The organism is Novosphingobium sp. AP12, from assembly GCF_000281975.1.
Lineage (GTDB): Bacteria > Pseudomonadota > Alphaproteobacteria > Sphingomonadales > Sphingomonadaceae > Novosphingobium.
On sequence record NZ_AKKE01000156.1, the window covers coordinates 64,280 to 89,518 of the forward strand.

Here is a 25,239-nt window from a genome sequence, read left to right on the forward strand (position 1 = left end):
GCTCATTCCCCGCCGGGGCCATCCGCTGCGGCGGAACCGGCCTTGCGGCGCGGCGCGAAGAGGTGCCAGCCGAGCAGCACCGGCTCCAACACGGCCATGCCCACGAAGACGCTGACGAGGCGCTGGATGGCGGGGCCGATGCGCGCGTCGGCGTAGCTGTCGGGCACCAGCACCACCAGCACGGCGAGCGTGAACTGAAGGCCGACGTAGGTCACGCCAGGAAGCCCGTTCTCGATATGGCGACCGATGACGATACCGATGCAGGTCCCGATGATGAGCACCGGCGCGCTCCCCTGCGCCAGCAGCAGCACGGCAAGCGCCAGCGCGCCGCCGGCGATGCAGCCCAGCGCCCGGTGTAGCAGCCGCCGCGAGACGGGCACGAAGCCGCTGGCGCCTATCCCTGCGACCGGCACGATCATCACCGCCATGATCGTCACCGCCGCCTGCGGCAGTTCCGGCAGGTCGAACAGGGCATGGAGCACCGGCAGGAGCGCGATGGCGAGGCCCGCCTGAGCGGCGTGGCGCGCGGCGTGGGGATGCCAGCGCATCCGCTCGGGCGCGGGTTTGCGGTTGGCCCACCAGCGCTTGCCGGCCAGCGCTCCGGCGATGAGGCTGACGACCGTGCAGGCCACTGTCCCGGCGACCACCTCCAGCAGCCGCGTCTGCGCGAAGCCGATGGTGTCGAGGTCCGGCCGGTCGATCTTGTCCAGCAGGATCATCTCGAAGGTGAGCCCGAACAGCAGCCAGGCATAGGCCCGCCTCGCCGTCAGCATCCCGTAGAGCCCCACCGCACCGACCAGTGCGGCCGCAATCATCGCCAGCGGCAGCGAGCGCGCGGCGTAGGGTACCACGGCCAGCGCCAGCCCCGACCCGGCGATGGTGCCCACGATCCGCAGTACCCCGCGCAGCAGGGTTTCGGAAACGTCGCTCTTGAGCAGGACGAAGGCGGTGAAGGCCGCCCACGACACCATGTCGGCGCCGATCGCATGGGCGAGCACGATCGCCAGCATGACCGAGGCAACGCATGCCCACTCGTCCGCCATGCGCGGGCCCGGGGTGATGAGCGCGCGTAGCTGGGCGGTCAGGTCGGTCTTGATGGACTGGAGCAAGGACTCCCTCCGAACGGAGAGTGGAGTATGATTTAAGCCGCCGCCTTCGCGGCGTCGCTGGCCAGCTTGTCGACGCGCTCGTTCTCGACGTGGCCGCTATGGCCGCGCACCCATTCCCAGCGGACCTTGTGACGGCCCGAAGCCTCGATCAGGTCGTGCCAGAGGTCGGCATTGCGCACCGGCTGCTTGCTGGCGTTGATCCAGCCCTTCTTCTTCCAACCGTGGACCCACTTGGTGATCCCGTCGATCACGTACTTGCTGTCGGTATGGAGCGTCACGTCGCACGGCTCGATCAGCGCATTGAGCGCGCGAATCGCGGCGGTCATTTCCATGCGATTGTTGGTGGTGTCGGGCTCGCCGCCGGACATTTCCTTCTCGTGGCTTCCCATGCGCAGCAGCACGCCCCAGCCGCCAGGGCCGGGATTGCCCTTGCAGGCGCCGTCGGTGAAGACATCGACCTGTTTCATGCGAAAATCCCTGCGTTGGCCGGATCGGCATAGAATTCGAGGCGCCGCGCGAAGGCCATCGGGTCCTTGGGCGTCACCAGCGCGTCGGCAGGGGTGTTCAGCCAGTCGTAGGCGCGGGTGGCGAGGAAGCGTACCGCCGCGCCGCGCGCCAGCAGCGGCAACGCGGCATGTTCGGCCGTGCTCAGCGGGCGCACGGCGGTGTAGCCTTCGGCGAGGGCGTCGGAGAGCGCCGGCAGGAAGCGGGCACCGTCGGGACTGAAGCACCAGGCTGCGTGTGTCACGGCAACGTCGTATGCGAACAGGTCGGTGCAGGCGAAGTAGAAATCGATGAGTCCTGTGACAGCGTCGCCCAGCATCAGCACGTTGTCGGGGAACAGGTCCGCATGGATCACGCCGCGCGGCAGGTCGGAGGGCCAGCGCGCGGCCAGCAGCGCGAGTTCGCGCTCGACGATGCGGCCGAGTTCCGGGTGGATCGATTCGAGGCCCTCGCGCCCGCAGTCGTTCAGCAGCTTCTGCCAGTCGGGCAGCGCCAGCGTGTTCGGGCGCGACGAGGGGAAGTCGGCGGCAGCGAGGTGAATCTGCGCCAGCGCGCCGCCCACCGCGCGGGCCTGCGCGGGGGTGGGTTCGGAAACCGAGACGCCGGGCAGGAACTCGATCAGCGCGAGAGCCTTGGTGCCCTCCGGCGTCTGGTGCAGGCGGTGGCTGGCGCCTTCGCAGTCGTGCATCGTGCGCGGGACCGGCGCGCCCTTGGCGGCGAGGTGGTCGAGCAGATCGAGGAAGAAGGGCAGGTCCGCGATTTCGGTCCGGCTCTCGTACATCGTCAGGATGAAGCGGCGGCTTTTCGCATCGCTGTCCTGCGTCTCGATCAGCCAGTTGCTGTTCGAAACGCCTTCCGCGATGCCCTTGGCCGAAACCAGCGTACCCACGTCGAAGGCGGCGATGATCCCGGCCATCTCCTCGGCGCCGAGCCTTGTGTAGACTGCCATGCGCTTCAGCGAACCAGCTGGCGGGGCAGCTTGAAGGTCATGTGTTCCTTGGTGGTCACGATCTCTTCCGCTTCGACCAGGCGCAGTTCTTTGATCCGGGCGATGACTTCGTTGACCAGTTCCTCGGGCGCGGAGGCGCCCGCCGTCAGGCCAAGCACGTCGATGCCCTCCAGCCAGGCGGGGTCGATCTCATCGGCGCGCTGGATCAGTTGCGCGGCTGATCCCTCGCGCTCGGCGACTTCGACGAGGCGCACGGAATTGGAACTGTTGGGCGCGCCGATCACGAGCACCAGCTGGCACTGCGGGGCGATCTGCTTGACCGCGGCCTGGCGGTTGGAGGTGGCGTAGCAGATATCCTCCGCCTTGGGCGCGACGACTTGCGGGAAGCGCGCCTCGATCGCCTTGATGATCGCGGCGGTATCGTCGACCGAGAGCGTCGTCTGCGAGAGGTACGACAGTTCCGTCTCAGTCGAAAATTCGAGTCCGGCGACATCCGCGACGGTCTCGACGAGGGTGATCGTGCCCTCGGGCACCTGGCCCAGCGTACCGATCACTTCGGGATGGCCCTCATGGCCGATGAAGAGGATGTGGCGGCCGGCCTCGATCTGGCGTTCGGCCTGGCGGTGGACCTTGCTCACCAGCGGGCAGGTTGCGTCCAGCCAGTCCAGCCCGCGCGAAGTCGCCGCTTCCGGTACTGCCTTGGGGACGCCGTGGGCGCTGAAGATCACCGGCACGCCGTCGGGCACTTCGTCCAGTTCCTCGACGAAGACGGCGCCCTTGGCCTTGAGGTTGTCGACCACGAACTTGTTGTGGACGATCTCGTGCCGCACGTACACGGGCGCACCGTAGATCTCGATCGCCCGCTCGACGATCTCGATCGCCCGGTCCACCCCGGCGCAGAAGCCGCGCGGGGCGGCGATCAGGAGGCGCAGGGGCTGGTGGGCACCGGCAGACGACGACGGGGACTGAAAGGGCGCGTTCATAATGGGCCCTCTAGCGCTTTGCCGCTTGTCTCGCTAGGGCAAGCGCACGCCATTCGAGGAAGTGACGATGAATGCACGCCGCCTGACTGCCACTGTCCTGTGCTCCGCAGCCGCGTTGTCCGCGCTGGGTGGGTGCAAGACCAAGGGGGAGATCGTGGTCGACCAGGGCGTGGGCATTACGTCGATCCGCAGCACCTGCCCCGCCGTCGGCATTCCCGAATACACCGGCGACGTGACGCTTTTCCGTGTCGCCAACGACCGGACCGCGCCGAACATCGATCTCGTCGCGGCGATGACCGATGTGCGCGCACAGTGCAGCGAAGACGCTACCGCCGGCGACAAGGTGACTTCCACCGTTTCGTTCCAGGTGCAGGCGCGCCGCAACGACACCGCCGGCGCCCGGCAGGTGACGCTGCCCTACTTCGTGACCGTGCTGCAGGGCGGCTCCGCCGTGATCAGCAAGCGCGTGGGGAACGTGACCCTCACCTTCGCCGATGGTGAGCAACGCGCGCAGGTCAGCGGCGACGTCAACGCCTTCATCGACCGCGCCGCCGCGACATTGCCGCAGGAGATTCGCGAGCGTATCACTCGCAAGCGCAAGGCCGGCGACACCGATGCCGCGGTCGATCCGCTCTCCGATCCGGAAGTGAAGGCCGCCGTCGCGCGCTCCTCGTTCGAGGTGCTGGTCGGCTTCCAGCTCAATGAAACCCAGCTGGCCTACAACGCCACGCGCTGAGGCGTTCGGCGCTATCCTCCCATCGCCTGCGGCGACAGGGAGGATCAGTTTCCCAGACTAATCAGTTCCTTGCGCGCGGGCGGCTTCGATCGCACCGCGCGCGGCGGCGGCCATGCGCTTGCGGTCGGCGCGCTCATCGGGGCTCAGCGGCGGCAGGAAATGGATGGTGAGGTCCACCGGCCGCACGCGTGCGAGGATGCGTAGCGCATTGTCGAGGCCGGGCTCCTCGCCCACCCAAGCGATTTCGCGCGTTTCCGGGCCGTAGTCGAGCCAGACCGGCTGGACCGGGATCGCCTCGGCCTCGAAATCGCCTTCCAGTGCCGACAGGAGCGACGACTTGAACGCCAGCGTGCCGCTGCCGTCCGAGGTCGTGCCTTCGGCGAAGATGGTCAGCGCGCCGGTCTCCCGCAGCGCGGTGCGGATCTGAGCGACCTGCGCCGCGACGCTGCGCCGCTCGTGACGGGCGACGAAGACGGTGTCGTTGAGCCCGCAGAGCCAGCGCAGCGGGCCGATCTGCGCCAACCCGTCGTGAGCGACGAAGGCACTGCCGGTGGCGCCGGCGATGGCCGGGATGTCGATCCAGCTGACGTGGTTGGCGATGAGAAAGCTGCGCGGGGCCGGGCGGTGCCCGCGGATGCGCAGGCGCACTCCAGCGACCATGGCGACACCACGCAGGAACCAGCGCGGTACCGGGTTGCGCCGCGTGAACGGGGCGGCGGCGTAGTAAAGCGGCGTGCAGGACATGAGCAGAGTAAGCAAACCCGCCAGCCGGACCGCGACCAGCGGCCAGGCCCAGGGAGCGAGGCGACGAGCCGGGACGGGTATCGTCCCGGTCATGTCACTTGCGGGTGGGGGTGCCGGCACCTTCCGGGCGGTCGAGCCTGACGCCGAACAGTTCCATCCGGTGATCGACGAGGCGGAAGCCTAGGCGCTCGGCGATCTGGCGCTGCAGCGCTTCGAGTTCGGGGTCGACGAATTCGATGACCTGGCCCGATTCGACATCGATCATATGGTCGTGATGCGCTTCCGGTGCCGCTTCGTAGCGGGCGCGGCCGTCGCCGAAATCGTGGCGGTCGAGGATGCCGGCTTCCTCGAAGAGGCGCACGGTGCGGTAGACCGTCGCGATCGAGATGCCGGGGTCGATCCCGGTTGCACGCTCGTGCAGCTTTTCGACGTCCGGATGGTCGGTGCTTTCCGAAAGCACCTTGGCGATCACACGGCGTTGCTCGGTGATGCGAAGGCCGCGTTCGGCGCAGAGAGCTTCGATGTCGATGGGTTGATGCACGGTGGACCTGTAGAAATGAATGAGGCGCACCAACCTAGATAGGGTGGTGCGCCTGCAATCACAACCGCCATGGGCGGCCTGTCACCGGGCAGTGTCGGCCATCGCCACCTTTGTCCCCGGGAAATCGGATCCCGGGCCGCGAGTGCGGAGGCCTTCCGGGCCGCGCGGCCAGCGAGGCCGCCTGCGGGTCAACCCACCTGGATCAGGCGACAGCTGCCTTGGGCTTGCGGCCACGGCGCACGTCGGGCTTGCGGCCCAGGCCGATCTTCTTGGCGAGTTCGCGGCGCTTTTCGGCGTAGTTGGGAGCGACCATCGGGTAATCGGCGGGCAGGTTCCAGCGCGCGCGGTAGTCTTCCGGGGTCATGTTGTAATGAGTCATGAGGTGGCGCTTGAGCATCTTGAGCTTTTTGCCGTCCTCGAGGCAGACGATGTAGTCGGGCTTCACCGAAGCGCGGATCGACACTGCCGGCTCGGGCTTTTCTTCGACGACCGGGGCAGTGCCGCCGAGGCCGGCAAGCGCGCCGTAGACGTTGGTGATCAGCGTGGGAAGATCTTCGACAGCAACGCTGTTGTTGCTCACGTGAGCGGAGACGATGTCCGACGCCAGTGTGATCAACGTCTCGTTCATGTCAGCCTGGATATTATCCATTTTTATTGTCCTTTGGTGCGACCAATTTTATTTCGGCGTAGTTCAATTCGGGGGGTAGCAGGCCGATCAGGGCTTGCGGATCGTGCAGTGGACCATTCTGCACAGAAGTGCAAGTTCAATTCGAAGTTACGTACGCCTGTTCGTCCCAAATGGAGCCATATGACGAAGAATTAATATATCCGATCAGGACATATCGCAGGCAAAGGTGATCGCATCGAGCCGCCGACCGTCCTGAGTCCGGTAGTATTCGCGCCTTTCGCCAATGGAATAAAAGCCAAAGTTGCGGTAAAGCGCCTCTGCCGGGTTGCCTCTTCTCATTTCGAGGAGGAGGCGCTGGGCGCCGCGAGTGGCAGCGCCGACTCGCAAGGCGTCGAGTAGGGACCGGCCAAGTCCTCGGCCCCGATATTGCGGATCGACTGCAAGAAGAAGAAGTTCTTCTTCCTCAAATCCGGTTCGGGACAAGAAAAATCCCGCCGCCGATTCGTTTTCGGAAGGTTGATTGCCAGTCGGGCCGATAAGGCAATAGTGGCAAGTGCCGAAGCGAAGCGCGTCATCGATTTGGCGTCTGTTCCACGCCTCCCCGTAAGCAGGGTCGAAAGCCGCCTGCATGACCGCCATTATCTTGTCCACATCTTCGATCATGCTGCTCCCGAAGGCAGGCGGGCGTCGGGTGCGCGGCCATAAAGGGGATGCGTCTCGGCCATGAGCGCTGCCGGAGGCAGGAGCATGAAGGCGCGGGCATCGGGCCAGAGCGGTAGCGCGCGGCCCGACCCTCGCGCGGCGACCAGCGTTTCGGCCTGATTTCCCGCGACAATCTGCTCCACGGTCGCCAGGGCGGCGTCGGCGGGGCGCAGGGAGGCGAGGGGGCGACTGGTCCGACCGGATGGCGCGAAGCCTTCGATGAACCATTCGCCATGCCCGCCGGTCATCGCAACGCCGACCGATTGGTCGCCCTCGGCATCGCGCGCCATGGCGGCGACCAGCGCCAGCGTCGGGTAGCCGACGAGCTGCGCGCTCCAGGCCAGCGCCAGAGCCCGCGCGGCCGCGAGGCCGACCCGGACGCCGGTGAAGCTGCCCGGTCCGAGTGCCACGGCGATGCGGTCAGCGCGGCCCTTCGCGGGCAGGGCCGCGATCATCGGCACCAGCGCTTCGGCATGGCCACGCCCAAGCACACGGTAGTCACCGGCGACAAGGCGCGCACCCGCGAAAAGCGCGACCGAGCAGGCGTCGGTCGCGCTGTCGATGACCAGCGTCGTTGCGGCAAATGGGGAATTATCGTCGATGGCGGCTGTCACGCGTCAATTTCGCGCAGCATACCCACGGCCCGGTCAGGCCGCGCGCACTTCGCTGACTTCGGGGACGTAATGCTTCAGCAGGCTTTCGATGCCCTGCTTCAGCGTCGCGCTCGACGACGGGCAGCCCGAGCAGGCGCCCTGCATCGAGAGATAGACCACGCCTTCGCGGAAGCCGCGATAGACGATGTCGCCGCCATCATTGGCGACGGCCGGGCGCACGCGGCTTTCGATCAGGTCCTTGATCTGTTCGACGATGTCGGCGTCCGCCGGATCATCGCCGAAGTCGTCGTCCTCGGCCGGGACGGCGAAACCGGCGGCGCCGCTCGCGAACAGCGGGGCTTCCGAGACGAAGTGGTCGAGCAGGATCGACACGACCTGCGGCCGCAGCGATGCCCATTCCACGCCGGGCGCGGCAGTAACCGAGACGAATTCGCCGCCGAAGAACACGCCGGTGACGTCGCCGAGATCGAACAGCGCTTCCGCCAGCGGCGATGCGGCCGCGTCTTCGGGCGAGGTGAATTCGCGCGTGCCGGCCGGCATCACCTGCCTGCCGGGCAGGAACTTGATCGTTGCAGGATTGGGCGTGGTTTCGGTTTCGATGAACATGATCTGTGCGATGTAGGTGAAGTGGCCGGAGGGTCAAGTCCAAGTGCGAACAATCGAAGCCAAGATGACGGCTCTATTCACTGGCCCTTAAGCAAGCGGCGCCCTATACCTTGCGCGATGACGACTTCCCCGCGCGCCGCACGCACGCTCGCCTGCCTGCTTCTCCTTCAGGCCCCGATCCCGCCACTGCTTGCCCAGGAGGTCGCCCCGCAACCGGCCGCCGCGCCGGCCAGCGCTCCGATGGCAACGCCGATCGTCGGGCAGTCCGACCCCTGGCTCTATCGCGGGAGCGACATTCCGCACGATCCCGAATGGCACTTCGGCGAACTGCCCAACGGCATCAAGTATGCCGTGCGCAAGAACGGCGTACCGCCGGGCCAGGTCTCGATCCGCATCCGGGTCGACGCGGGCTCGCTCTACGAGACCGACGCCGAGCGAGGCTACGCACACCTTCTGGAGCACATGCTGTTCCGCCAGTCCAAGTACCTGCCCGAGGGCACGGCGATCGCCGCTTTCCAGCGCCTCGGCGCGACATTCGGCAGCGACACCAATGCCGTGACCTCGACCACGCAGACGGTGTTCAAGCTCGACCTGCCCAACGCCACGCCGACCTCGCTCGACGAGACGTTCAAGCTGATGAGCGGCATGGTCACCGCACCTACTCTCTCGGCCTCGAACCTCAAGTCCGACCTCCCGATCGTGCTGGCCGAGATGCGCGAGCGGGGAGGCGCGTCCAAGCGCGTGCAGGACGCGATGCAGAAGGTGCTCTACGCCGGCCAGCCGCTCGCCAACCGCGAGCCTATCGGCACGCTGGAATCGCTGACTTCGGCGACGCCTGAAAGCGTGCGCGCCTTCTACTCGCGCTGGTACCGTCCCGACAACGTGGCGGTGATCGTCGCGGGTGACGTCGATCCGGCGATGCTCGAATCCTACGTGAAGAAGTGGTTCACCGACTGGTCGGCCAAGGGCAAGAAGGCGCCAGCGCCCAGCTTCGGCGATCCCGTCGCTCCCAAGGGCGCCGATCCCAAGAACCCCGTCGGCGAGACGCGCGTGCTGGTCGAGCCCGACCTTCCGCCTTCGCTGATGTACGCGGTGCTGCGTCCGTGGCGGCAGGTGAACGACAACATCGTCTACAACCAGGGCCTGATGACCGATGCGATTGCGCAGGCGATCATAAACCGCCGCCTCGAATCCAAGGCGCGTGCGGGCGGCAGCTTCCTCTCGGCCTCGGTCAACCAGGACGACGTCTCGCGCTCCGCCGACGCGACCTTCGTGTCGGTCACGCCGCTAGGCGACGACTGGCAGGGCGCACTGCGCGACGTGCGCTCGGTGATCGCCGACGCCCTGACCCGCGCGCCGACGCAGGTGGAGATCGACCGCGAGGCCGCCGAACTCGACGTCGCCTTCCAGGTGCCGGTCGAGCAGCAGCGCATCCTGCCGGGCTCCAAGCTCGCCGACGACCTCGTCAACGCGCTCGACATCCGCGAGACCGTTGCCGCGCCGAACGACGTGCTGCGCATCTTCCGCGAATCGCAGCCGCTGTTCACGCCTGACGCCGTGCTCAAGCACACGCGCCAGCTGTTCACCGGCACCGTCACGCGCGGCCTGTTCACCGTGCAGGAGCAGGGCAAGGCCACCGATCGCCAGCTGCAACTGGCGCTCGCCGAGCCGGTCAAGGCCGACGCCAGCGTGCGTGCCGCGCTTGCGCCGGTCTCGTTCGAGAAGCTGCCCGCCATCGGCAAGGCTGCCAAGGCCGTCACCGACCTGCCCACCGGCCTGCTCGAAATCGAGCAGCTGACCTTCGCCAACGGCGTCAAGGCGCTGCTCTGGCCTGTCGCCGAGGAGCCGGGCCGCGTCATGGTCAAGACCCGCTTCGGCGGCGGCTACCGCTCGGTCGACCCGAAGGATGCGGCCTACATCACGCTGGGCAACTATGCGCTCGTGGGCTCGGGCCTGGCGACGCTGGGTCAGGACGACCTCGACCGCATCTCCACGGGGCGCAAGATGGGCTTCGACTTCGAAGTTCAGGACGCCGCCTTCGAGCTTTCCGCCGAAACGCGGCCGCAGGACCTTGCGGACCAGCTCTACCTCTTCGCTGCCAAGCTCGACCTGCCGCGATGGGACGTGAACCCCGTCATGCGCGCCAAGGCCGCGGCGAAAGTCCAGTACGCCACGTTCTCGACCTCGCCGCAGGGCGTGCTCAACCGTGACCTCCAGTTCTACCAGCGCGGCGAGGATGCCCGCTTCGCCACCCCGACACCCGAGGAGATCGAGGCGACCACGGCAGACGGCTTCAAGCGGGTCTGGAGCAAGGCGCTCAAGGAAGGCCCTGTCGAGGTCCAGATCTTCGGCGACTTCGACAAGACCGCCGCGATCGCCGCGCTGGAGAAGACCTTCGGCGCGCTCAAGGCCCGCCAGCCCGTTGCGGTGTCCACGGCCGAGGTGAAGATCCCGGTCCCGCAGCCTTCCGACAAGCCGGTCACGCTCGTCCACCACGGCGACCCCGACCAGGCCGCAGCCGTGATTTCCTGGCCGACCGGCGGCGGTGTGATGGGCATCCGCGAATCGCGCCAGCTCGAGATCCTCACGCAGCTGTTCACCAACCGCCTGATGGACGCCGTGCGCGAAAAGCTGGGCGTGTCCTACGCGCCCTACGTCTACTCGACCTGGCCGGTGGACCTTGCGGCAGGCGGTTCTATCACGGCGATGGCTCAGCTCGATCCCAAGTCGGTGCCGATCTTCTTCCAGACCGCCGACGAGATCGCGCAGAACCTCATCAACAACCCGCCGACCGCGGACGAACTGGCGCTGGTCGTAGAACCCCTTCGCCAGCAGGTGACGCGGGCTGCGTCGAGCACTTCGTTCTTCATGAGCCAGCTCGAAGGCGCGACCAGCGACCCCTCGCGCATCGGCACCGTGCGCACGGTGCTCAGCGACTACACCGTCACCACCCCGCAGGCGATGCAGGCGCTGGCGGCGCGGTACCTCGGGAAGGACCACTCTTGGCGCCTCGAAGTCATGCCCGAGGGCAAGGACGCCAAGGTCGCCGCGAAGTAAGGCCATCCTCGTCTCCGTGTTCGCGGAGACGAGGAATTCAACCCCCACGCAATCGATCACGCTGATCGGCCAAACCGGCTTTGCAAAAATTACCGGGCGGCGCTATGGGGCGCCTCTTGTCTGCGCTGCACGAGGAAAGGCGGCGCTCAAGGTCCGGGCATGGTGCCGCGGACATCGGGAGTGAAGAACGTGGCGAGCAACTGGACACCGGAGAGCTGGAAGGCGCACGAAGCGCGCCACCTGCCGGTCTATGGCGACGAGGCGAAGCTGGGCGAGGTCGAGACCACGCTGGCGAAGTATCCGCCGCTCGTCTTTGCCGGCGAAGCCCGCGCGCTCAAGGCAGACCTCGCCGAAGTGGCCGCGGGCCGTGGTTTCCTGCTCCAGGGCGGTGACTGCGCCGAGAGCTTCGCCGAGTTCAGCGCCGACAACATCCGCGACAGCTTCCGCGTCATCCTTCAGATGGCCGTCGTCCTGACTTTCGCCAGCAAACAGCCGGTGGTGAAGCTGGGCCGCATGGCCGGCCAGTTCGCCAAGCCGCGCTCGGCTCCGACCGAGATGGTCGGCGGCGTCGAGATGCCCAGCTACTTCGGCGACATCATCAACGGCATCGAGGGCACCGCAGAGGCGCGCCGCAACGATCCCGAGCGCATGCTCAAGGCCTACGGCCAGTCCTCGGCCACGCTCAACCTGCTGCGCGCCTTCGCGCATGGCGGCTATGCGAACCTGCGCCAGGTTCACCAGTGGACGATGGAGCACATCGGCCGCAGCCCCTGGGGCGAGAAGTTCGCCCAGATGGCGGACCGCATCAGCGAGGCGCTCGACTTCATGGCGGCCTGCGGCGTCGATCCGATGACCGTGCCGCAGCTCCAGGGCACCGACTTCTACACCAGCCACGAAGCGCTGCTGCTCCCCTACGAGCAGGCGCTGACTCGCCGCGATTCGCTGACGGGCGACTGGTACGACTGCTCGGCCCACATGCTGTGGATCGGCGACCGCACCCGGTTCGAGAACTCGGCCCACGTCGAGTTCCTGCGCGGCGTCGGCAACCCGATCGGCATGAAGTGCGGCCCCAGCCTCGAGCCCGACGCGCTGCTGCGCATGCTCGACACGCTGAACCCCGGCCGCGAGCCGGGCCGCATGACGCTGATCAGCCGCTACGGCCACGACAAGGTCGAGGCGGGCCTGCCCAAGCTCGTCCGCGCGGTGCAGCGCGAGGGTCATCCGGTGGTGTGGTCGTGCGATCCGATGCACGGCAACGTCATCAAGGCCGACAGCGGTTACAAGACCCGTCCGTTCGACCGCATCCTGTCCGAAGTGCGCGGCTTCTTCGCGGTCCACCGCGCCGAGGGCACGCATGCCGGCGGCATCCACATCGAGATGACCGGCCAGGACGTGACCGAGTGCACCGGCGGTGCCATCGCCATCACCGATGCCTCGCTGGCCGACCGCTACCACACCCACTGCGACCCGCGCCTCAACGGCGCGCAGTCGATCGAGCTGGCCTTCGAAATGGCGGACCTGCTCAACCTCGAAGCGACCGAACGGCACAAGCAGGCGGCGTAACGGCCGCCGGACCGGAGCGACAAGGGCGCGGGAGGCATGGCTTCCCGCGCCCTTTTGTTTGCCCGGGTGCGGGCAGGGCCGGGTTGTTGGGTTTGGGAGTTTGTTGACGAAGTACATGCGCGCAGCGTTTGCAGGAAGGGGGCGGAATCGACGGTGTGAAAGAGCCGCCGCGAAGATAGCGCGGTTTGGCCGTGTAGGAAAATGCGGGGCGAGAGTTCCCGTCGCGCGCCGCGCGCCTCCATCGCGGATTGCGGACGCGCGCGGAAGCTGCAAGGGCCCGGCGCGACCACTCCATCAGGAAATGCGAGCCATGCCGACGACGATTCACCCGGACGCGACCTTCAAGGACAACCTCCAGGCCCTGCCGCCCATCGACGGCCTGCAGCGCATCGACCTGGTCGACGACGCCGGCGCCGTGGTCGCCACCATCGAGAACCAGCCGGGCAAGCAGGGCTCCCTGGCGGTCTACCAGTACCTCGAGCAGGTCTTCGGCACGCTGGACGCACGAGCCGCCGAGCATGGCCTTGCCCTGTTCGCCGAGAACACCGCCGACGCCCGCAATCGCCCCGGCGCCCACCCCAACATCGACCGCCTGCTGGAGATCGCCGCCGGCGGCAGGCCGTTGGCAATTGAGGTCATCGCTGCCAGCGGTTGAATGGGCGGCTCCGCGCCCTTTTTCGCCGAACACGGACTGTCCCGGCAGCCTTCATTGCAGACCCCCTGCTACAGTTGCCGGTTTGCTAGTGGCCTCGCCTGTGTGGGATCACCTTCGTGCGAGTCATACCGGTGTGTTCCCGACTGAACGCTGCCCGAAGGACCGCCATCCACCCTTCTGCGCTGTTCGGAAACGTCGCGCTGATCGCCACAAGCGGAATGGCCGCCTTGCAGAGATTTACCCGGAAACCGGCCTTTCCGGACGCGCCCTCATAGGACATTTAGCGCGTCTACCTAGGGGAAGCCCCTCGGATTCTGCGAAATATCCCGGATGGCCATTGGATGGCCCGACAGCGATCTTCGCCTCACAAACGAGAGGCGTGCGATGTCCGAAACTCAACAAATTCTTGCGGCGAACATGCCCAACCCCAATCCGTGGCTGACGCAAAGCGTCTATCCGACCTCCCACTTCAATCCGGGCGCGACCGATTCCGTGACCGTTGCAGGTCCCGTGCAAGGCAAGACCCTGGTAGAGGGCGAAGACGCGAAGTTCGTGCGCAACTTCATGGTTTCAAACCCCACGTTGAAGAAGATCGGCACCGATACGGTCGCCTTCGCCAGTGGCATGTTCGGCCTGCGCAAGCTGCTGCTTACGGGCAAGGCTCTCGAATCGATTTCCTACATGGCTTACCCGGGCTTCGAGGCGATATTCGAAGGTGCCGACGAGGCGACGGTCGAAGCTCTGCTGGCGAAATGGGACGTGGCCCGCCGCGAGGGGGACGACGCAAAACTGATCGAGGCCATCCGGGGGATCAGCGACCTTGGCTTCACCCACGCTCTCGGCATCAACGGCGTCTACAACCTGTTCGACCGTGACGGCTTCCACTACTGCGTTTTCGGCGGCACGCGGGTGCTCAAATGCACCGACGACAACGAGGTCCGAGCGCCCGCTCGCGTCGTGAAACTGGCCGACGTGGCAACTGCCGTGCCTGCCGAAGTCGCGCAGTCAGTCAGTCGCATCATCGCGCTCAGCATGACGTACGACGGCTTCCTGGTCGCCGCTGCGCCTGGCGCGGTGATTATTCTCGACCGCGACCTGAATGTGAAGTCGTACGTCGCTTTCTCGGGCGAAGCGGTCGACAATGCCGTCCCCGTGGACGAAGATGGCGGCATCTACGTCGTGACTTCGCGCAGGATGCTCAAGGTCGTGTGGAACGGCGAAACGCTCTCGTCCGACGAGAAGGATGGGGCCTGGGAATCCGGCTACGAGTGGATGCCCGACGAAAAGGCTTTTGCGCTGGGGTCGATCTCACGCGGTTCGGGGACGACGCCTACCTTGATGGGATTTGGCGACGACCCGGACAAACTCGTCGTGATCGCGGACGGGGCAGAGGGAGGCACCAATCTCGTCGCCTTCTGGCGCGACGACATTCCCGAGGATTTCGAGCAGAAGCCGGGGACCAAGTCGCGCCGCATCGCGGATCAGGCCCGGATCGAGATTTCGAAGGCGACGATCGAGCCATCGCCCAACGTGCTTGGCTACGGCGTCGCCATCGTCAACAGCACCTATCCCGAGCCTTTCCCAGAGCCGGGCTTCCATAACGGGTTCATGGCAGGCGTCACGCGCCCGGCCCCGAAGGGCATCCAGAAGTTCAACTGGAATCCGGCGACGCGGCGGTTCGAGCAAGACTGGCTCAACGCCGAGATCGACAACAGCGACATCATGGTGCCGGTCGTATCGGCTGCCACGGGGCTGCTTTATGCCGCGAACAAGCGTGGTCTGACCTACGAGTATGCCGGCCTCGACTGGACGACGGGCGAAATCAGGGCCCGTTGGGTGTTCCCAGACGACAGCGCCATGTGGAACGCTTTCGGCGGTATCACCACCATCCTCGAAGACGGCGATCTCCTGATCGGCGGCGCCTTTGCGATCAAACGTGTCGTGGGATGAGGTTCGGTTAAAGCAGCTAACATCCCTGATAATGGTCGATCAGCGACGGAGGCGCCGGCCCCAAAAGCGGTCATGTCCGCTATCCGCGGATATTGATCAAAAGCTGACCTTTGGGTCACGGCCAAAAGCCGCCAATTTCCGCTGATCATACAGAGGATATCTTCGGCCCCTTAGGCGCGGGGGCTACTATCCCAGCAACACCGGCAGCCCCGAAACCCCCTGTTGTTCCAGCCCGCCGGTCATGAACGGCGCGGGCGCATCCGGATCGAGGCGCAGCGCCGGAAAGTGGTCGAGCAGGGCGTTGATGCCGCGGTTGATCTCGACGCGGGCGACGTTCATGCCGAGGCACCGGTGGGTGCCGAGGCCGAAGGCCATGTTGGTCAGCTTGGGGCGGAAGAGGTCGTATTCGTCGGGGCGCTCCCAGCGCGCGGGGTCGCGGTTGGCGGGGCCGAGGCCGAGTTCGAGCACGGCGCCTTCGGGGATGTGGTGGCCGTAGAACTCGGTGTCCTGCATCACCATGCGGTAAAAATAGGGCGCGGTGGGGTTCCAGCGCAGGCTTTCCTCAATCGCGTCGTCGACGAGGGCGCGGTCCTGGCGCACGGCGTCGAGCTGGTCGCGGTGAGTGAGCAGGGCAAAGAGGGCGATGCCCATCTGGCGCCAGGAGGTACCGCCGCCGGCCACCATCACCAGCTTGACGTGGGCGAGGATCTCGCGGTCGGTGAGGGCGCGCGGGGCCTCGCCGGGCATCTGCAATTTCATGCCGAGCAGGAAGCTGACGAGGTCGTCCTGCGGCTCGGCACGGCGGCGTTCGATCAGGCCGAGCACGGTGCTCTCGACGATCCTGGCGTTGGAGATCCGCTGCTCCATCGTCACCGAGCGGCTGGAACTGGTGGAGTTGAGGTAGGCGTGGCGGAAACGCAGCGCCTCGTCGCCGTCGAGGCCGATGGCGGTGGTGATCGTGTAGACCGGGATGCGCGCGCAGTAGTCGAGGTTGAGGTCTGCGCGCTCACCCTTGGCCATGCGGGCGATCAGGCGCTCGATGATGGTGTCGATGGTGTGCTCGCGCCACCAGCCGAGCGCCTCGGGCATGTTGAATTTGGGCTGGATGGTACGGCGGTAGGCGCGGTGCATCGGCGGGTCCATCTCGAGGATGCCCATCGCCTTCTCGTCCGCCGGATTGTCGTGGCCCTGCACCGAGTTCGAAAAGATCGCAGGGTTGCGGAAGGCGGCCTCGCAGGCATCGTAGGACAGCACCGTCCAGTGCGGGCGCCCCGCCGCACGGGCATGGCGCTCGTGCAGCGGGAGGCCGAGCAGCTCGCGCAGCCGCCCCTTGATCACCGGCCCTTGTGCCCGCATCGCGTGGACGGCGGGCATGATCGCGGCGACTTCGACCGAGTTGCCCACCGACTCCGCTTCCTTGCGGACGTCGTAGAGCTCCTCGTAGAGCGGGTCGTCGGCGGTCAGGACATCGGTTGCGTCGGCACCTTCCAGCATGTCAGCTCAGGCCCAGCAGCTTGCGCGCGTTGTCGTGGATGATCGCGCGCACGTCGGCCTCGGGGACGCCCGCGAAGTCGCGCAGGATGATCTCGCGCGACTTGGGGAAAGTGGTTTCCGAGTGCGGGTAGTCGGAGGACCACATGATGTTGCCGCCGCCCGGCAGGTCGCGGTTGAGGATGCCCGTGCGGTCCTGGATGAACGAGCCGAAGACGTTGCGGTCCATGTAGTAGCTCGGCGGGTTCTTGAGCGCGCTCTCGGTCCAGAAGCGCTGCCGCTCCCAGGTGCGGGTGATGTATTCGGTGTACCACGCGAACCAGCCCACGCCGCTTTCCATGCTGCCGATGCGTAAGGCAGGGAAGCGGTCGAAGATGCAGTTGAAGATGAAGATGCCGATCGGCTCGGCCATCGCCATCTTGCTCATCGGCATGTCGGGGAGGAAGAACTCCTTCTGCCCGAAGCGCGGCACGCGGGCGCCGAGGTGGAAGGTGATGACGAGGTTGTGGTCGCAGATCGTCTTCCACAGCTTGTCGAAGGCGGGGTCGGAATACTGCAGCGCGCCCTTGCTGTCGCCGGTGAGGGCGGAGACCTGGCCGTCCTTCATGTTCTGGATGCCGGACGAGGTCTTCCAGGCGTCCGGGTTCTGCGGGAAGGCGGGCAGGTTGATCGCGCGGAAGCCCTTCTTCGCAAGGCGTTCGACGTGCTGGCAGGTCTCGTCGATGTCGCGCATCGGCACGTAGCCGACGGGGAACAGCCGGTCCGGCGCCACCGAGGCGAAGTCCATCACCCAATCCTGGTAGGCGACGTAGCTGGCGACGTAGAGTTCGTTGTCGAACGAGCCGAGCGGCCCGCCGCCGAACAGCAGCGCGGCGTCCATGCCGTCCGCGTCCATGTCGGCGAGGCGGGTGGCGGGCTCCCACACCGTGCGCTGGTCGGCAAGGCGGCCCTTCATCTTGAAGTTCTTGCCCTCGCGCCCGGCCTGGTTGTTGATCATCATGAACGGGCGGCGGCCGCCTTCGAAGCAGATGTAGTCCCCGTCCTCGGCATGCTCGATAAAGGGGGCGCGGTCCTTGAGGTGCGAGGGGAGGTAGTTCTTCCACATGTCGTGCGGCGGATCGATGTGGGCGTCGGCATCGAAGATGGGGCCGTAGGGCCAGTCGGCGGTCGTGCCGCCTTTGATCGCCGGATCTGCTTCGCTCATTTCCTGGGCTCCTCTCGCGCCGTCTTTGCGGCCTGATCGATAATTCGCAATGGTGAACTAAGTATCGCCATATTGAACTGAAATGTCAAGATCGCGACTCGGCGAGGGCGCCCGCTCAGTCGCGCCGAAGGATCATCGCGCCGTATCCGTAGCCGCCGTTCGAGATCACGCAGGTCTTTGCGTCCCGCACCTGCCGTCCGCTGCCCCGCCCCCAGAGCTGGACGGTCGCCTCGTGGATGTGGCCGTAGCCGTGGAAGCGCCCGGCAGAGAGCTGGCCGCCGCCGGTGTTGAGCGGCAGTTCGCCGTCGATGGCGATGCGCTTGCCGCCCTCGACGAACCTGCAAGCCTCGCCCGGCGGGACAAGGCCGAGCGCTTCCATCCACATCCACACGTGGATCGAAAAGCCGTCGTAGATCTGCGCGCAGTCCATCTGGGCGGGCTTGAGGTCGGTGCGTTCCCACAGCATCCGCCCGGCGCGCCTGGCGGCGGGCATTTCGGTGAAGTCGCCCTCGAAACGGCCCACCCACAGTCCGCCCACCGCCATGCCCATCGATTCGATGTGGAGCGGCGGATTGCGCAGGTCCTTCGCGGCGTCGCGGTGCGAGAGCACGATCGCGGTGGAGCCGTCGATGTGCGAATCGCAGTCCAGCAGACGCAGCGGCGAGGAGATCACGCGGCTGGCCAGATAGTCGTCGAGGGTGAGGGGCTTGCGGTAGATGGCGTTCGGATTGTGCGCGGCGTTCGCGCGGTTGTTGACCGCGATCGCGCCCAGTTGTGCCTCGTTCGCCCCGTACTTCTCGAAGTAGGCCTGCGCGTAGAGCGCGAAGGTGTTGATCGGCGAAAGCGCGTTGTAGGGCACGGTCCAGGCGTTGTTGCCGTCCACCCGCTCGCGCGAGCCGGACATCAGCGTGGACGATCGCGAGACCAGCCGCGCCTGCGCCTGCGCGACGCTGCGGAACACCACGACATGGCGAGCAAGGCCGCAGGCGATGGCGGTAATGGCGTTGAAGATCGGCGCCATGTGGCTGAACCCCTCCGCCGAGGCGAGGATCCAGCGCGGCTCGATGCCGAGCACGGCGGCGGCTTCCGAGGGGCTGACCGGCGCGATGCCGCCGCCTTCGCTGCTCTTGCCCGGATAGGTGGCGATGCCGTCGATGTCCTCGGGCCGCAGGCCGGCGTCGGCAATGGCGGCGAGGCAGGCGTCGGCGGTCAGCTGCAGCGCGCTGCGCTTCGACGGCCGGCCGACCTCGGACTGCGCGGCGCCGGTGATGCAGGCGAGCTTTTCGGGGAGGAGGGTCATGCTCCGGCCTTCCTGTACGGGAAGGGGAAGCAGGGTTTCACGCGGGGGCGCGGAGACGCGGGGGAAGGAAGGAAGATTGGTTCACGCAGAGACGCAGAGGCGCGGAGGCGTCGTGCTTTCGGCGGAGCCGCTTGCGGTTCGGCGCAGCGTTGCAAGGGAGGGAGAGCCTGCGGCGCGGCGCCACCCCTTCGCGCCTTTGCGCCTTTGCGCGAACCCCTTCCGTCTTCGCCGCGCCTCCGCGCCTCCGCGTGAACCTTACCCATGCGCCGCGTCCTCGCGGAACATCGGCAGCCACACATCGTCATGTCGTTCGAACTCGGCGGTCAGCGGCATGCCCACGCGCACCGCGTCGATTTCTGCCAGCACGTTGGTGAAGACGTAGAGCTGCGCTTGCTCGGCCAGTTCGACGACGCCGAAGACGAACGGCACGGGAAGGCCCGGCACCCACGGCTCATGGTTGATCGTATAGCTGGCGAGGCGCCCTTTGCCCGAGACGGCCTCGGGCGCGACCGCCTCGCTGTGGCATTTCGCGCAGAGCGGGAAGGGCGGGTGCTGGTAGGTGCCGCAGTCCGTGCAGCGCTGGATGCGCAAGGCGCCGTCGGCCCCTGCGGTCCAGAAGAACGCGGTCTCGGGCTCGAGCTTCGGGAGTTTCCGGACAGGTGCTTCGCTCATCAGAACACCACGCCCTGCACCTTGAGGTCGATGATCTCGTCCTCCGAATAACCCAGGCTTTCCAGCACCGCGTCGCTGTCCGCGCCCAGTTCCGGCGAGCGGGTGGAGGAGAGCGGCGCGCCGTCGAACACCATCGGCAGGCCGACCATCGGGATCTCGGTGCCGTCGCCGTAGTCGATGTGCTTGAGGTAGCCGTTGGCCTGCGCCTGCACGTCGTCCTTCATTTCGCCCACGTCCTGCACGACGTCCCACTGGCCCTGCTGGCGGGCGAGGATCTGCTTCCATTCGGCGAGGGTCTTGCTGGCGAACAGTGCCTTCACCTCGGCGTAGCACTCCGCGATGTTCTCGCGCCGGGCGGCGGCATCGGCGAAGCGAGGGTCGGCGGCGAGGTCGGGGCGGCCGGCGACCTCGCAGAACGGCGCCCAGTACTTGTCGGCCTGTAACATGCACAGCGCCAGGAACCGGCCGTCCGAGGTGCGGTAGTTGCTGACCAGCACATTGTTGGGCTTGTCGGCGGGCGGCTTGGGGAATTTCTGCACGCCGTCCGCCGTCGCCTGGCAGACGTAGCGCTGCATCGACCACAGTGCGGTGCCCAGCAGCGAGACGTCGACGGCGGAGGCCTCGCCCGTCAGCGCGCGCTTGGCGATGGCGGCGCAGATCGCGCCCGAAAGCATCGAGCCCGACAGCGTATCGCCGAACGCCGGGCCGGGAGGCCCGACCGGCAGCGCCGCGTCGGCATCGGTGAGCGAGGAGGAGATGCCGCCGCGTGCCCAGAAGGTGATCGCGTCGTACCCGCCCTTCTCGTAGTCCGGGCCATTGGGGCCCAGCGCGCTGCCGCTGGCGTAGATGATCCGGGGAAAGGCGGCGCGGATGCTGGCCTCGTCGATTGCCATGGCGCGGCGGGCAGGTGGCAGCAGGTTGGTGAGGAACACGTCGGCGTCCGCCAGCAGCCGGTAGAGCACGGCGCGACCGGCTTCCTGCTTGAGGTCGAGCGTGACCGAGCGCTTGCCGCGGTTGTAGCTCTCCCACGAGAAGTCGATCGTGCTCGAGCCCATGCCGCCGATCTTGAGCCCGCGCAGGGGATCTCCGGTAGGCGGCTCGATCTTGACGACATCGGCGCCGAGGTCCGCGAGCATGCCCCCGCAGGCGGGCACGAAAGCCCACATCGCGACTTCGACGACTTTGATTCCTTCCAGCGGCTTGCCCATGGGCTCGGCTTCTCCCGTTTGATCCGGCCTTTTGCGTGACTATCCCGCGACCGTTGAAATTCTCTATTGCGAAGGATGGACCGAAATGGCGAATTAGGTCAAGCCAAGCGAATAGATATCGAGAATGGGAGAAGGCATGTCACAGGTTCTGGAAAGGCGGCTTCCGTCGCAGCCGCAGGTCGAGGTGCCGGCCACGCTGGTGGAGGCGCTGGACGCGCAGTGGCTGGTCGGCGCGCTCGCTGACGTCGCGGGCGGGCGGGCGATCGCCAAGGTCGAGCAGGTCGAGGTGATTCGCACCGTCGCGACCAAGGTGCGCTTCGCGGTGACCTTCGACGACGGCGAGACGCTGGGCTTCTGCCTCAAGGGCCTGCTCGACGTGGACGCCATGACCGCGCGCGGCGGGCCGACCTGCGTGCTGGAGGCGGAGTTCTACAACAAGGTTGCGCCCACCGTCGACGTGCGCCTGCCTGAATGCGTCGCCACCGTGATCGACCGCGAGGCGCAGCAGGCCGTGACCTTGATGCGCGACCTCATCGTGGACGGCGCGACATTCTGCTCCGCGCTCGACCCGTTCACCGCCGACGACGCGGTGGAGAGTCTCGGGCAGCTGTCGCTGCTCCATGCGCGCAGCAGCTTCCTCGACGGAGCCGAGTGGATCCGCCCCCGCGCGGCGGAGCTTGCGCAGATGAGCTACGTGACGCCCGAGGCCCTGCAGGAACTGCTCGACGGGCCGCGCGGCGACAACCTCGGCCCCACGGTGCGCAGCGCCGCCAACCTGTCGGTGGCGATAAAGGAACTGGCCCGCCGCGACGGCCAGCGGCCGCAGTTCATGATCCACGGTGATGCTCACGCGGGCAACGTGTTCCGTACCCGCGAGGGCATGGGGATCATCGATTGGCAGCTTCTCCAGCGCGGCGGCTGGGCGCTCGACGTGGCCTATCATCTCAACGCGGTGCTGCCGACCGAGGTGGCCGAGGTCGAGGAGCGCCGCCTGCTCGGCGAATACCTCGCCATGATGCGCGCGCACGGCATGGACATGCCGGCCGAGGAAGGCGCCTGGGCGCAGTACCGCGAGGGCGTGACCTACGGCTACTACCTGTGGTCGATCACCCGGCGCGTCGACCCGCCGATCATCGTCCAGTTCGTCGACCGGCTCGGCAAGGCGGTCACGCGCCACGACAGTTTCGGGCTGCTCGGCGCGGCGTAGCGCCGTCCATGAAAAAGCCACGCCCGGCGGGGCGTGGCTCAAGTCTGGCCCGAAGGCCGTTTCGAACCCCGCGCCACTCGGTAGGCGCGGGGTTCTTTGTCCGGGTTAGCTGCCGAAGGCGAACTTCAGGCGCAGGCCGTACATGCGCGGCGGACCGTACATGAAGTCGCCGATGCCCGAGGACTCGAAGCCGCCGCCCGAGGTTGTGCGGTACTTCTCGTTGGTGATGTTCTGCGCGAAGGCGACCAGGTCGAAACCGGTGCCGCCGATGTCGCTGATCCCGGCGTTGAGGTTGAGCAGGCTGTAGCCCGGGATCTTGTTGTTGCCGTCCACCAGCTGGTTGGACGTGTACGTGTAGATCGCGCCCAGATTGAGCTCGCCTACGTTATCGCCCAGCGGCAGGTTGATGTCGCCCGAGAGCGTCAGCTTGTGCTTGGGCGAGTAGGTGAGGTCGCCGCCGATCTGGCCGCGCGGGATGATCGCCTCGAACGGGCTGTCCGGCGAGAGGGTCGGCGCCACCAGTTCCTTCAGCTCGGTGTCGAGGTAGGTGTAGCCCGCCGAGAAGCGCAGCCACTGCGTGGGGCTCACGCCCGCATCGACCTCGACGCCTCGTATGACCGACTTGCCCGCGTTGATGATCGCCGCGCCGCCGGCAAGGCCGCTGCCCTGCTTGGCGATGAGCGCGCCGAAGACCTGCTGGTTCGAGAAGTCGTTCCAGAAGCCGGCGACGTTGAAGTAGCCGGGGAGCGCGCCGCGGAAGGTCAGCTTCGCGCCCACTTCGTAGGCGTCGACCTTTTCGGGCAGCGCGGTTTCGAGGCCGGGGTTGGTGAAGTTGACCGTGCCCTGGCGATAGCCGCGCGCGTACTTGGCGTAGAACAGGGTGTCGGCTGTGGGCTTGAAGTCGAGGTCAATCAGCCAGGTCGGCTTGTTCGACTTGTTGACGATCCGCGTGCCGCAAGCCGAAGTGTCGCCCCCATTCGTGATCAGGTTGACGGTGGGGTGGTTAAGCACGTCGTTGCAGACCCGCTGCACCGTCCGCGTGCCGACACCGGGAATGGTGGCGAGGGTGTAGCGGTTGCTTTCCGAATAACCGTCGATCTTGTCGAAGGTCCATCGGCCGCCCGCGGTCAGCGCCAGCTTTTCGGTGAAGTGGTAGGTGCCCTGCGCGAAGATGCCGTGGTTGTCGAAGTCGAACTTGGTGCGCGATTCCGAGATGATCGAGCCCGGCACGGTGACGCCCGGAGCGATCGGAACCAGCGGCAGGCCGCCCACGCAGTTGAGAGTGCCCGGGTCCACGCAGTTGCCGTAGATGCCGGTGCGCTGCTGGTTGTAGCCGATCGGGCGGCTGAATTCGAGGTAGCCGCCGAGCACGAAGTTGAACTTGCCGTCCGCGGAGCGGCCCTGCAGCTGCAGTTCCTCGGTGGTGGTCGATCCCGCCGCGGCGTCATAGCCGGGCTGGGTGCCCAGCTGGATGTAGTCGAAGCGCGAGCCCGGCTGCGGTCCGCCGCGCGAGGCGAAGAACTGGGTCACCGAGGTGTTCGGGATGAAGAAGTTGTCGCTGTAGAGCTGGAACTGGCTCTGCTCGCGATACTCGCCGTAGCTGACGATGTTCTTGACCGTCAGGGTGTCGCTCGCCTGCCAGGTGGTGGTGTTGATCGCCTGCCACTGGCGCAGGAACATGCGCGGGTTTTCGTTGCCCACCTCGACGTCGAGCTGGCCGTCGCCGCGGGCGGCCTGGCGGTCGATCTGGTCGCAGGCGGCAATCGCGGTGTAGTAGCGCGTGAGGCTGCCGCCGGCGAGCGGCGAGGCAGGATTGCGGTCGCAGAACTCGTAGTGCGAGGCGTAACCGTTGGTGTCCGAACGGCTGTAGTGGAAGATCGTGTAGTTCTCGAGTTCCGGCGTCAGGTCCGCGACGATGCTGAGGCGGCCGTAGAAGTAATTGACGTCGTTGAAGTCCTTGGGGCCGATGCCTGACTGGTTCTTCATGTAGCCGTCACGCTCGTTGCGGTCGATCGCGACGCGGACCTTGAAGGTGTCGGCGAGCGGGGCGTTGAACACCGCCTGGACGCGCATCTGGTCGTAGTTGCCGTAAGTGCCCTCGAGCGAGCCCTCGAGTGTGTCGGTCGGCTTGGTGGGCACCAGCATGACGGCGCCGCCGGTGGTGTTGCGGCCCTGCAGCGTGCCCTGCGGCCCCTTGAGGACCTGGACGTTCTGGAGGTCGGTGAAGGCGCCGGCCCCGACGGTGTTGCCGCCCGCCGTGCCGCCCTGCGCGCGCACGCCCACGACGTCGGCGAAGTAGACGCCCACGGTCGGCGCGGTGGAGGCGTCCTGGTTGAAGCCGCGGATGGAATAAGTCGATTTTTCGGGGCCGTAGCGGGTGTTGACCGAGAGAGACGGCGTAAAGGCGGCAAGATCGGAGGCTACGGCGATGTTGCGCTTCTGGATCTGGTCGCCGCTATAGACGGTCATCGAGATCGGAACGTCCTGGAGGCGTTCCTCGGTACGGCGCGCGGTGACGATGATGTCGCCCGGGTTGATCGCCTCGGAGCTCTGCGCGAGCGCGGGCACCGCGTATGTCCCGCCGAATGCAACGCCGAGCATCAATGCATTCCTGATATGCTTGGTAATCATGATTTTCCTCTCCTCCGGAAACCTTGTTGTTCTTCGTCGGCCGACTGATGCGGCTGCGCGACCGGCTTTCCGGTTCGCGTTGATTTACGTATTGGATTCGAAATGTTGGGGAGGGGCCGACCGGCATACTGCAGTGCACCGCGGATTGACCGCGTGTGACGCCCCCCGACGTCTATCCTTGTCTC

General features: G+C 66.6%; 22 protein-coding genes. 6 read left to right on the plus strand and 16 right to left on the minus strand.

Translation table 11 applies throughout. The features are described from left to right. Positions 1 to 2: 2 nt before the first annotated feature. From PMI02_RS21985 to ispH, 4 genes are read right to left on the minus strand one after another with little or no spacing between them, the layout of a single operon-like run. Positions 3 to 1,109: an FUSC family protein gene (locus tag PMI02_RS21985; RefSeq protein WP_007687119.1), complete on the minus strand. Its 1,107-nt coding sequence runs from the start codon at positions 1,107 to 1,109 to the stop codon at positions 3 to 5. 32 nt (positions 1,110 to 1,141) lie between these two features. Next, positions 1,142 to 1,576, minus strand: a complete 435-nt coding sequence (rnhA, locus tag PMI02_RS21990) for a ribonuclease HI (RefSeq protein WP_007687120.1) — start codon at positions 1,574 to 1,576, stop codon at positions 1,142 to 1,144. After that, entirely contained in the window at positions 1,573 to 2,562 is a 990-nt protein-coding gene (gene thrB / locus PMI02_RS21995; protein WP_007687121.1) for a homoserine kinase, read from the minus strand. Before thrB ends, rnhA begins: the two co-directional genes overlap by 4 nt. 5 nt (positions 2,563 to 2,567) lie before the next feature. Further along, on the minus strand, positions 2,568 to 3,545 hold the full coding sequence (gene ispH / locus PMI02_RS22000) for a 4-hydroxy-3-methylbut-2-enyl diphosphate reductase (RefSeq protein ID WP_007687122.1): 978 nt from the start codon (positions 3,543 to 3,545) through the stop codon (positions 2,568 to 2,570). Between the two features lie 67 nt (positions 3,546 to 3,612). On the opposite strand from ispH, the gene PMI02_RS22005 reads away from it, so the two are divergent. Further along, complete coding sequence (locus tag PMI02_RS22005) at positions 3,613 to 4,281, plus strand: hypothetical protein (protein WP_007687123.1); 669 nt, start codon at positions 3,613 to 3,615, stop codon at positions 4,279 to 4,281. A 57-nt stretch (positions 4,282 to 4,338) separates the two neighbouring features. On the opposite strand, the gene PMI02_RS22010 is transcribed toward PMI02_RS22005, so the two are convergent. The 6 genes from PMI02_RS22010 to PMI02_RS22035 form a co-directional block, all read right to left on the minus strand. After that, positions 4,339 to 5,118 (minus strand): 1-acyl-sn-glycerol-3-phosphate acyltransferase, encoded by a 780-nt coding sequence (locus PMI02_RS22010; RefSeq protein ID WP_007687124.1) that lies wholly within the window; start codon positions 5,116 to 5,118, stop codon positions 4,339 to 4,341. 1 nt (position 5,119) lies between these two features. Next, positions 5,120 to 5,566, minus strand: a complete 447-nt coding sequence (locus PMI02_RS22015) for a Fur family transcriptional regulator (protein WP_007687126.1) — start codon at positions 5,564 to 5,566, stop codon at positions 5,120 to 5,122. A gap of 202 nt (positions 5,567 to 5,768) precedes the next feature. Then, positions 5,769 to 6,215, minus strand: a complete 447-nt coding sequence (locus tag PMI02_RS22020; protein WP_007687128.1) for a MucR family transcriptional regulator — start codon at positions 6,213 to 6,215, stop codon at positions 5,769 to 5,771. Positions 6,216 to 6,398: 183 nt separating this feature from the next. Beyond that, positions 6,399 to 6,857, minus strand: coding sequence for a GNAT family N-acetyltransferase (locus PMI02_RS22025; RefSeq protein WP_007687131.1), 459 nt, complete (start codon positions 6,855 to 6,857; stop codon positions 6,399 to 6,401). Then, entirely contained in the window at positions 6,854 to 7,510 is a 657-nt protein-coding gene (tsaB, locus tag PMI02_RS22030) for a tRNA (adenosine(37)-N6)-threonylcarbamoyltransferase complex dimerization subunit type 1 TsaB (protein WP_007687134.1), read from the minus strand. Before tsaB ends, PMI02_RS22025 begins: the two co-directional genes overlap by 4 nt. Positions 7,511 to 7,543: 33 nt before the next feature. Beyond that, positions 7,544 to 8,116 (minus strand): NifU family protein, encoded by a 573-nt coding sequence (locus tag PMI02_RS22035; RefSeq protein ID WP_007687135.1) that lies wholly within the window; start codon positions 8,114 to 8,116, stop codon positions 7,544 to 7,546. A gap of 117 nt (positions 8,117 to 8,233) precedes the next feature. Between PMI02_RS22035 and PMI02_RS22040 the strand changes: the two genes are divergently transcribed. From PMI02_RS22040 to PMI02_RS22055, 4 genes are all read left to right on the plus strand, one after another. Beyond that, positions 8,234 to 11,173 (plus strand): pitrilysin family protein, encoded by a 2,940-nt coding sequence (locus PMI02_RS22040; protein WP_007687136.1) that lies wholly within the window; start codon positions 8,234 to 8,236, stop codon positions 11,171 to 11,173. A gap of 189 nt (positions 11,174 to 11,362) precedes the next feature. Further along, positions 11,363 to 12,736, plus strand: coding sequence for a class II 3-deoxy-7-phosphoheptulonate synthase (locus tag PMI02_RS22045; protein WP_036505017.1), 1,374 nt, complete (start codon positions 11,363 to 11,365; stop codon positions 12,734 to 12,736). A gap of 310 nt (positions 12,737 to 13,046) precedes the next feature. Beyond that, complete coding sequence (locus tag PMI02_RS22050) at positions 13,047 to 13,391, plus strand: DUF2322 family protein (RefSeq protein ID WP_007687138.1); 345 nt, start codon at positions 13,047 to 13,049, stop codon at positions 13,389 to 13,391. A 384-nt stretch (positions 13,392 to 13,775) separates the two neighbouring features. Continuing rightward, entirely contained in the window at positions 13,776 to 15,341 is a 1,566-nt protein-coding gene (locus PMI02_RS22055) for a hypothetical protein (RefSeq protein ID WP_007687141.1), read from the plus strand. Positions 15,342 to 15,527: 186 nt separating this feature from the next. Here PMI02_RS22055 and PMI02_RS22060 read toward each other — a convergent pair whose 3' ends face one another. The 5 genes from PMI02_RS22060 to PMI02_RS22080 all read right to left on the minus strand — a co-directional run bounded on the left by PMI02_RS22060 (position 15,528) and on the right by PMI02_RS22080 (position 21,216). Further along, positions 15,528 to 16,835, minus strand: coding sequence for a cytochrome P450 (locus PMI02_RS22060; RefSeq protein ID WP_007687143.1), 1,308 nt, complete (start codon positions 16,833 to 16,835; stop codon positions 15,528 to 15,530). A 1-nt stretch (position 16,836) separates the two neighbouring features. Then, positions 16,837 to 18,036 carry an amidohydrolase family protein gene (locus tag PMI02_RS22065; RefSeq protein WP_007687145.1) on the minus strand — a complete coding sequence of 400 codons (1,200 nt, stop codon included), beginning with the start codon at positions 18,034 to 18,036 and terminating at the stop codon, positions 16,837 to 16,839. Positions 18,037 to 18,151: 115 nt separating this feature from the next. Beyond that, complete coding sequence (locus tag PMI02_RS22070) at positions 18,152 to 19,336, minus strand: thiolase family protein (protein ID WP_007687147.1); 1,185 nt, start codon at positions 19,334 to 19,336, stop codon at positions 18,152 to 18,154. A gap of 255 nt (positions 19,337 to 19,591) precedes the next feature. Next, the gene (locus tag PMI02_RS22075; protein ID WP_007687148.1) at positions 19,592 to 20,008 is read right to left on the minus strand and encodes a Zn-ribbon domain-containing OB-fold protein; all 417 of its coding nucleotides are present in this window, start codon (positions 20,006 to 20,008) and stop codon (positions 19,592 to 19,594) included. After that, complete coding sequence (locus PMI02_RS22080; protein WP_007687151.1) at positions 20,008 to 21,216, minus strand: CaiB/BaiF CoA-transferase family protein; 1,209 nt, start codon at positions 21,214 to 21,216, stop codon at positions 20,008 to 20,010. Before PMI02_RS22080 ends, PMI02_RS22075 begins: the two co-directional genes overlap by 1 nt. Positions 21,217 to 21,352: 136 nt before the next feature. On the opposite strand from PMI02_RS22080, the gene PMI02_RS22085 reads away from it, so the two are divergent. Beyond that, positions 21,353 to 22,423 (plus strand): aminoglycoside phosphotransferase family protein, encoded by a 1,071-nt coding sequence (locus PMI02_RS22085; protein ID WP_007687153.1) that lies wholly within the window; start codon positions 21,353 to 21,355, stop codon positions 22,421 to 22,423. A 105-nt stretch (positions 22,424 to 22,528) separates the two neighbouring features. Here PMI02_RS22085 and PMI02_RS22090 read toward each other — a convergent pair whose 3' ends face one another. Beyond that, the gene (locus tag PMI02_RS22090; RefSeq protein ID WP_007687155.1) at positions 22,529 to 25,054 is read right to left on the minus strand and encodes a TonB-dependent receptor; all 2,526 of its coding nucleotides are present in this window, start codon (positions 25,052 to 25,054) and stop codon (positions 22,529 to 22,531) included. Between the last annotated feature and the right edge of the window lie 185 nt (positions 25,055 to 25,239).

Excerpts from the sequence above, each read along its gene's own strand:
- rnhA (WP_007687120.1), bottom strand. The coding sequence starts at position 1,576 with ATGAAACAGGTCGATGTCTTCACCGACGGCGCCTGCAAGGGCAATCCC.
- thrB (WP_007687121.1), bottom strand. The coding sequence starts at position 2,562 with ATGGCAGTCTACACAAGGCTCGGCGCCGAGGAGATGGCCGGGATCATC.
- ispH (WP_007687122.1), bottom strand. The coding sequence starts at position 3,545 with ATGAACGCGCCCTTTCAGTCCCCGTCGTCGTCTGCCGGTGCCCACCAG.
- PMI02_RS22005 (WP_007687123.1), top strand. The coding sequence starts at position 3,613 with ATGAATGCACGCCGCCTGACTGCCACTGTCCTGTGCTCCGCAGCCGCG.
- PMI02_RS22010 (WP_007687124.1), bottom strand. The coding sequence starts at position 5,118 with ATGACCGGGACGATACCCGTCCCGGCTCGTCGCCTCGCTCCCTGGGCC.
- PMI02_RS22020 (WP_007687128.1), bottom strand. The coding sequence starts at position 6,215 with ATGGATAATATCCAGGCTGACATGAACGAGACGTTGATCACACTGGCG.
- PMI02_RS22025 (WP_007687131.1), bottom strand. The coding sequence starts at position 6,857 with ATGATCGAAGATGTGGACAAGATAATGGCGGTCATGCAGGCGGCTTTC.
- PMI02_RS22035 (WP_007687135.1), bottom strand. The coding sequence starts at position 8,116 with ATGTTCATCGAAACCGAAACCACGCCCAATCCTGCAACGATCAAGTTC.
- PMI02_RS22040 (WP_007687136.1), top strand. The coding sequence starts at position 8,234 with ATGACGACTTCCCCGCGCGCCGCACGCACGCTCGCCTGCCTGCTTCTC.
- PMI02_RS22050 (WP_007687138.1), top strand. The coding sequence starts at position 13,047 with ATGCCGACGACGATTCACCCGGACGCGACCTTCAAGGACAACCTCCAG.
- PMI02_RS22055 (WP_007687141.1), top strand. The coding sequence starts at position 13,776 with ATGTCCGAAACTCAACAAATTCTTGCGGCGAACATGCCCAACCCCAAT.
- PMI02_RS22060 (WP_007687143.1), bottom strand. The coding sequence starts at position 16,835 with ATGCTGGAAGGTGCCGACGCAACCGATGTCCTGACCGCCGACGACCCG.
- PMI02_RS22065 (WP_007687145.1), bottom strand. The coding sequence starts at position 18,036 with ATGAGCGAAGCAGATCCGGCGATCAAAGGCGGCACGACCGCCGACTGG.
- PMI02_RS22070 (WP_007687147.1), bottom strand. The coding sequence starts at position 19,336 with ATGACCCTCCTCCCCGAAAAGCTCGCCTGCATCACCGGCGCCGCGCAG.
- PMI02_RS22075 (WP_007687148.1), bottom strand. The coding sequence starts at position 20,008 with ATGAGCGAAGCACCTGTCCGGAAACTCCCGAAGCTCGAGCCCGAGACC.
- PMI02_RS22080 (WP_007687151.1), bottom strand. The coding sequence starts at position 21,216 with ATGGGCAAGCCGCTGGAAGGAATCAAAGTCGTCGAAGTCGCGATGTGG.
- PMI02_RS22085 (WP_007687153.1), top strand. The coding sequence starts at position 21,353 with ATGTCACAGGTTCTGGAAAGGCGGCTTCCGTCGCAGCCGCAGGTCGAG.
- PMI02_RS22090 (WP_007687155.1), bottom strand. The coding sequence starts at position 25,054 with ATGATTACCAAGCATATCAGGAATGCATTGATGCTCGGCGTTGCATTC.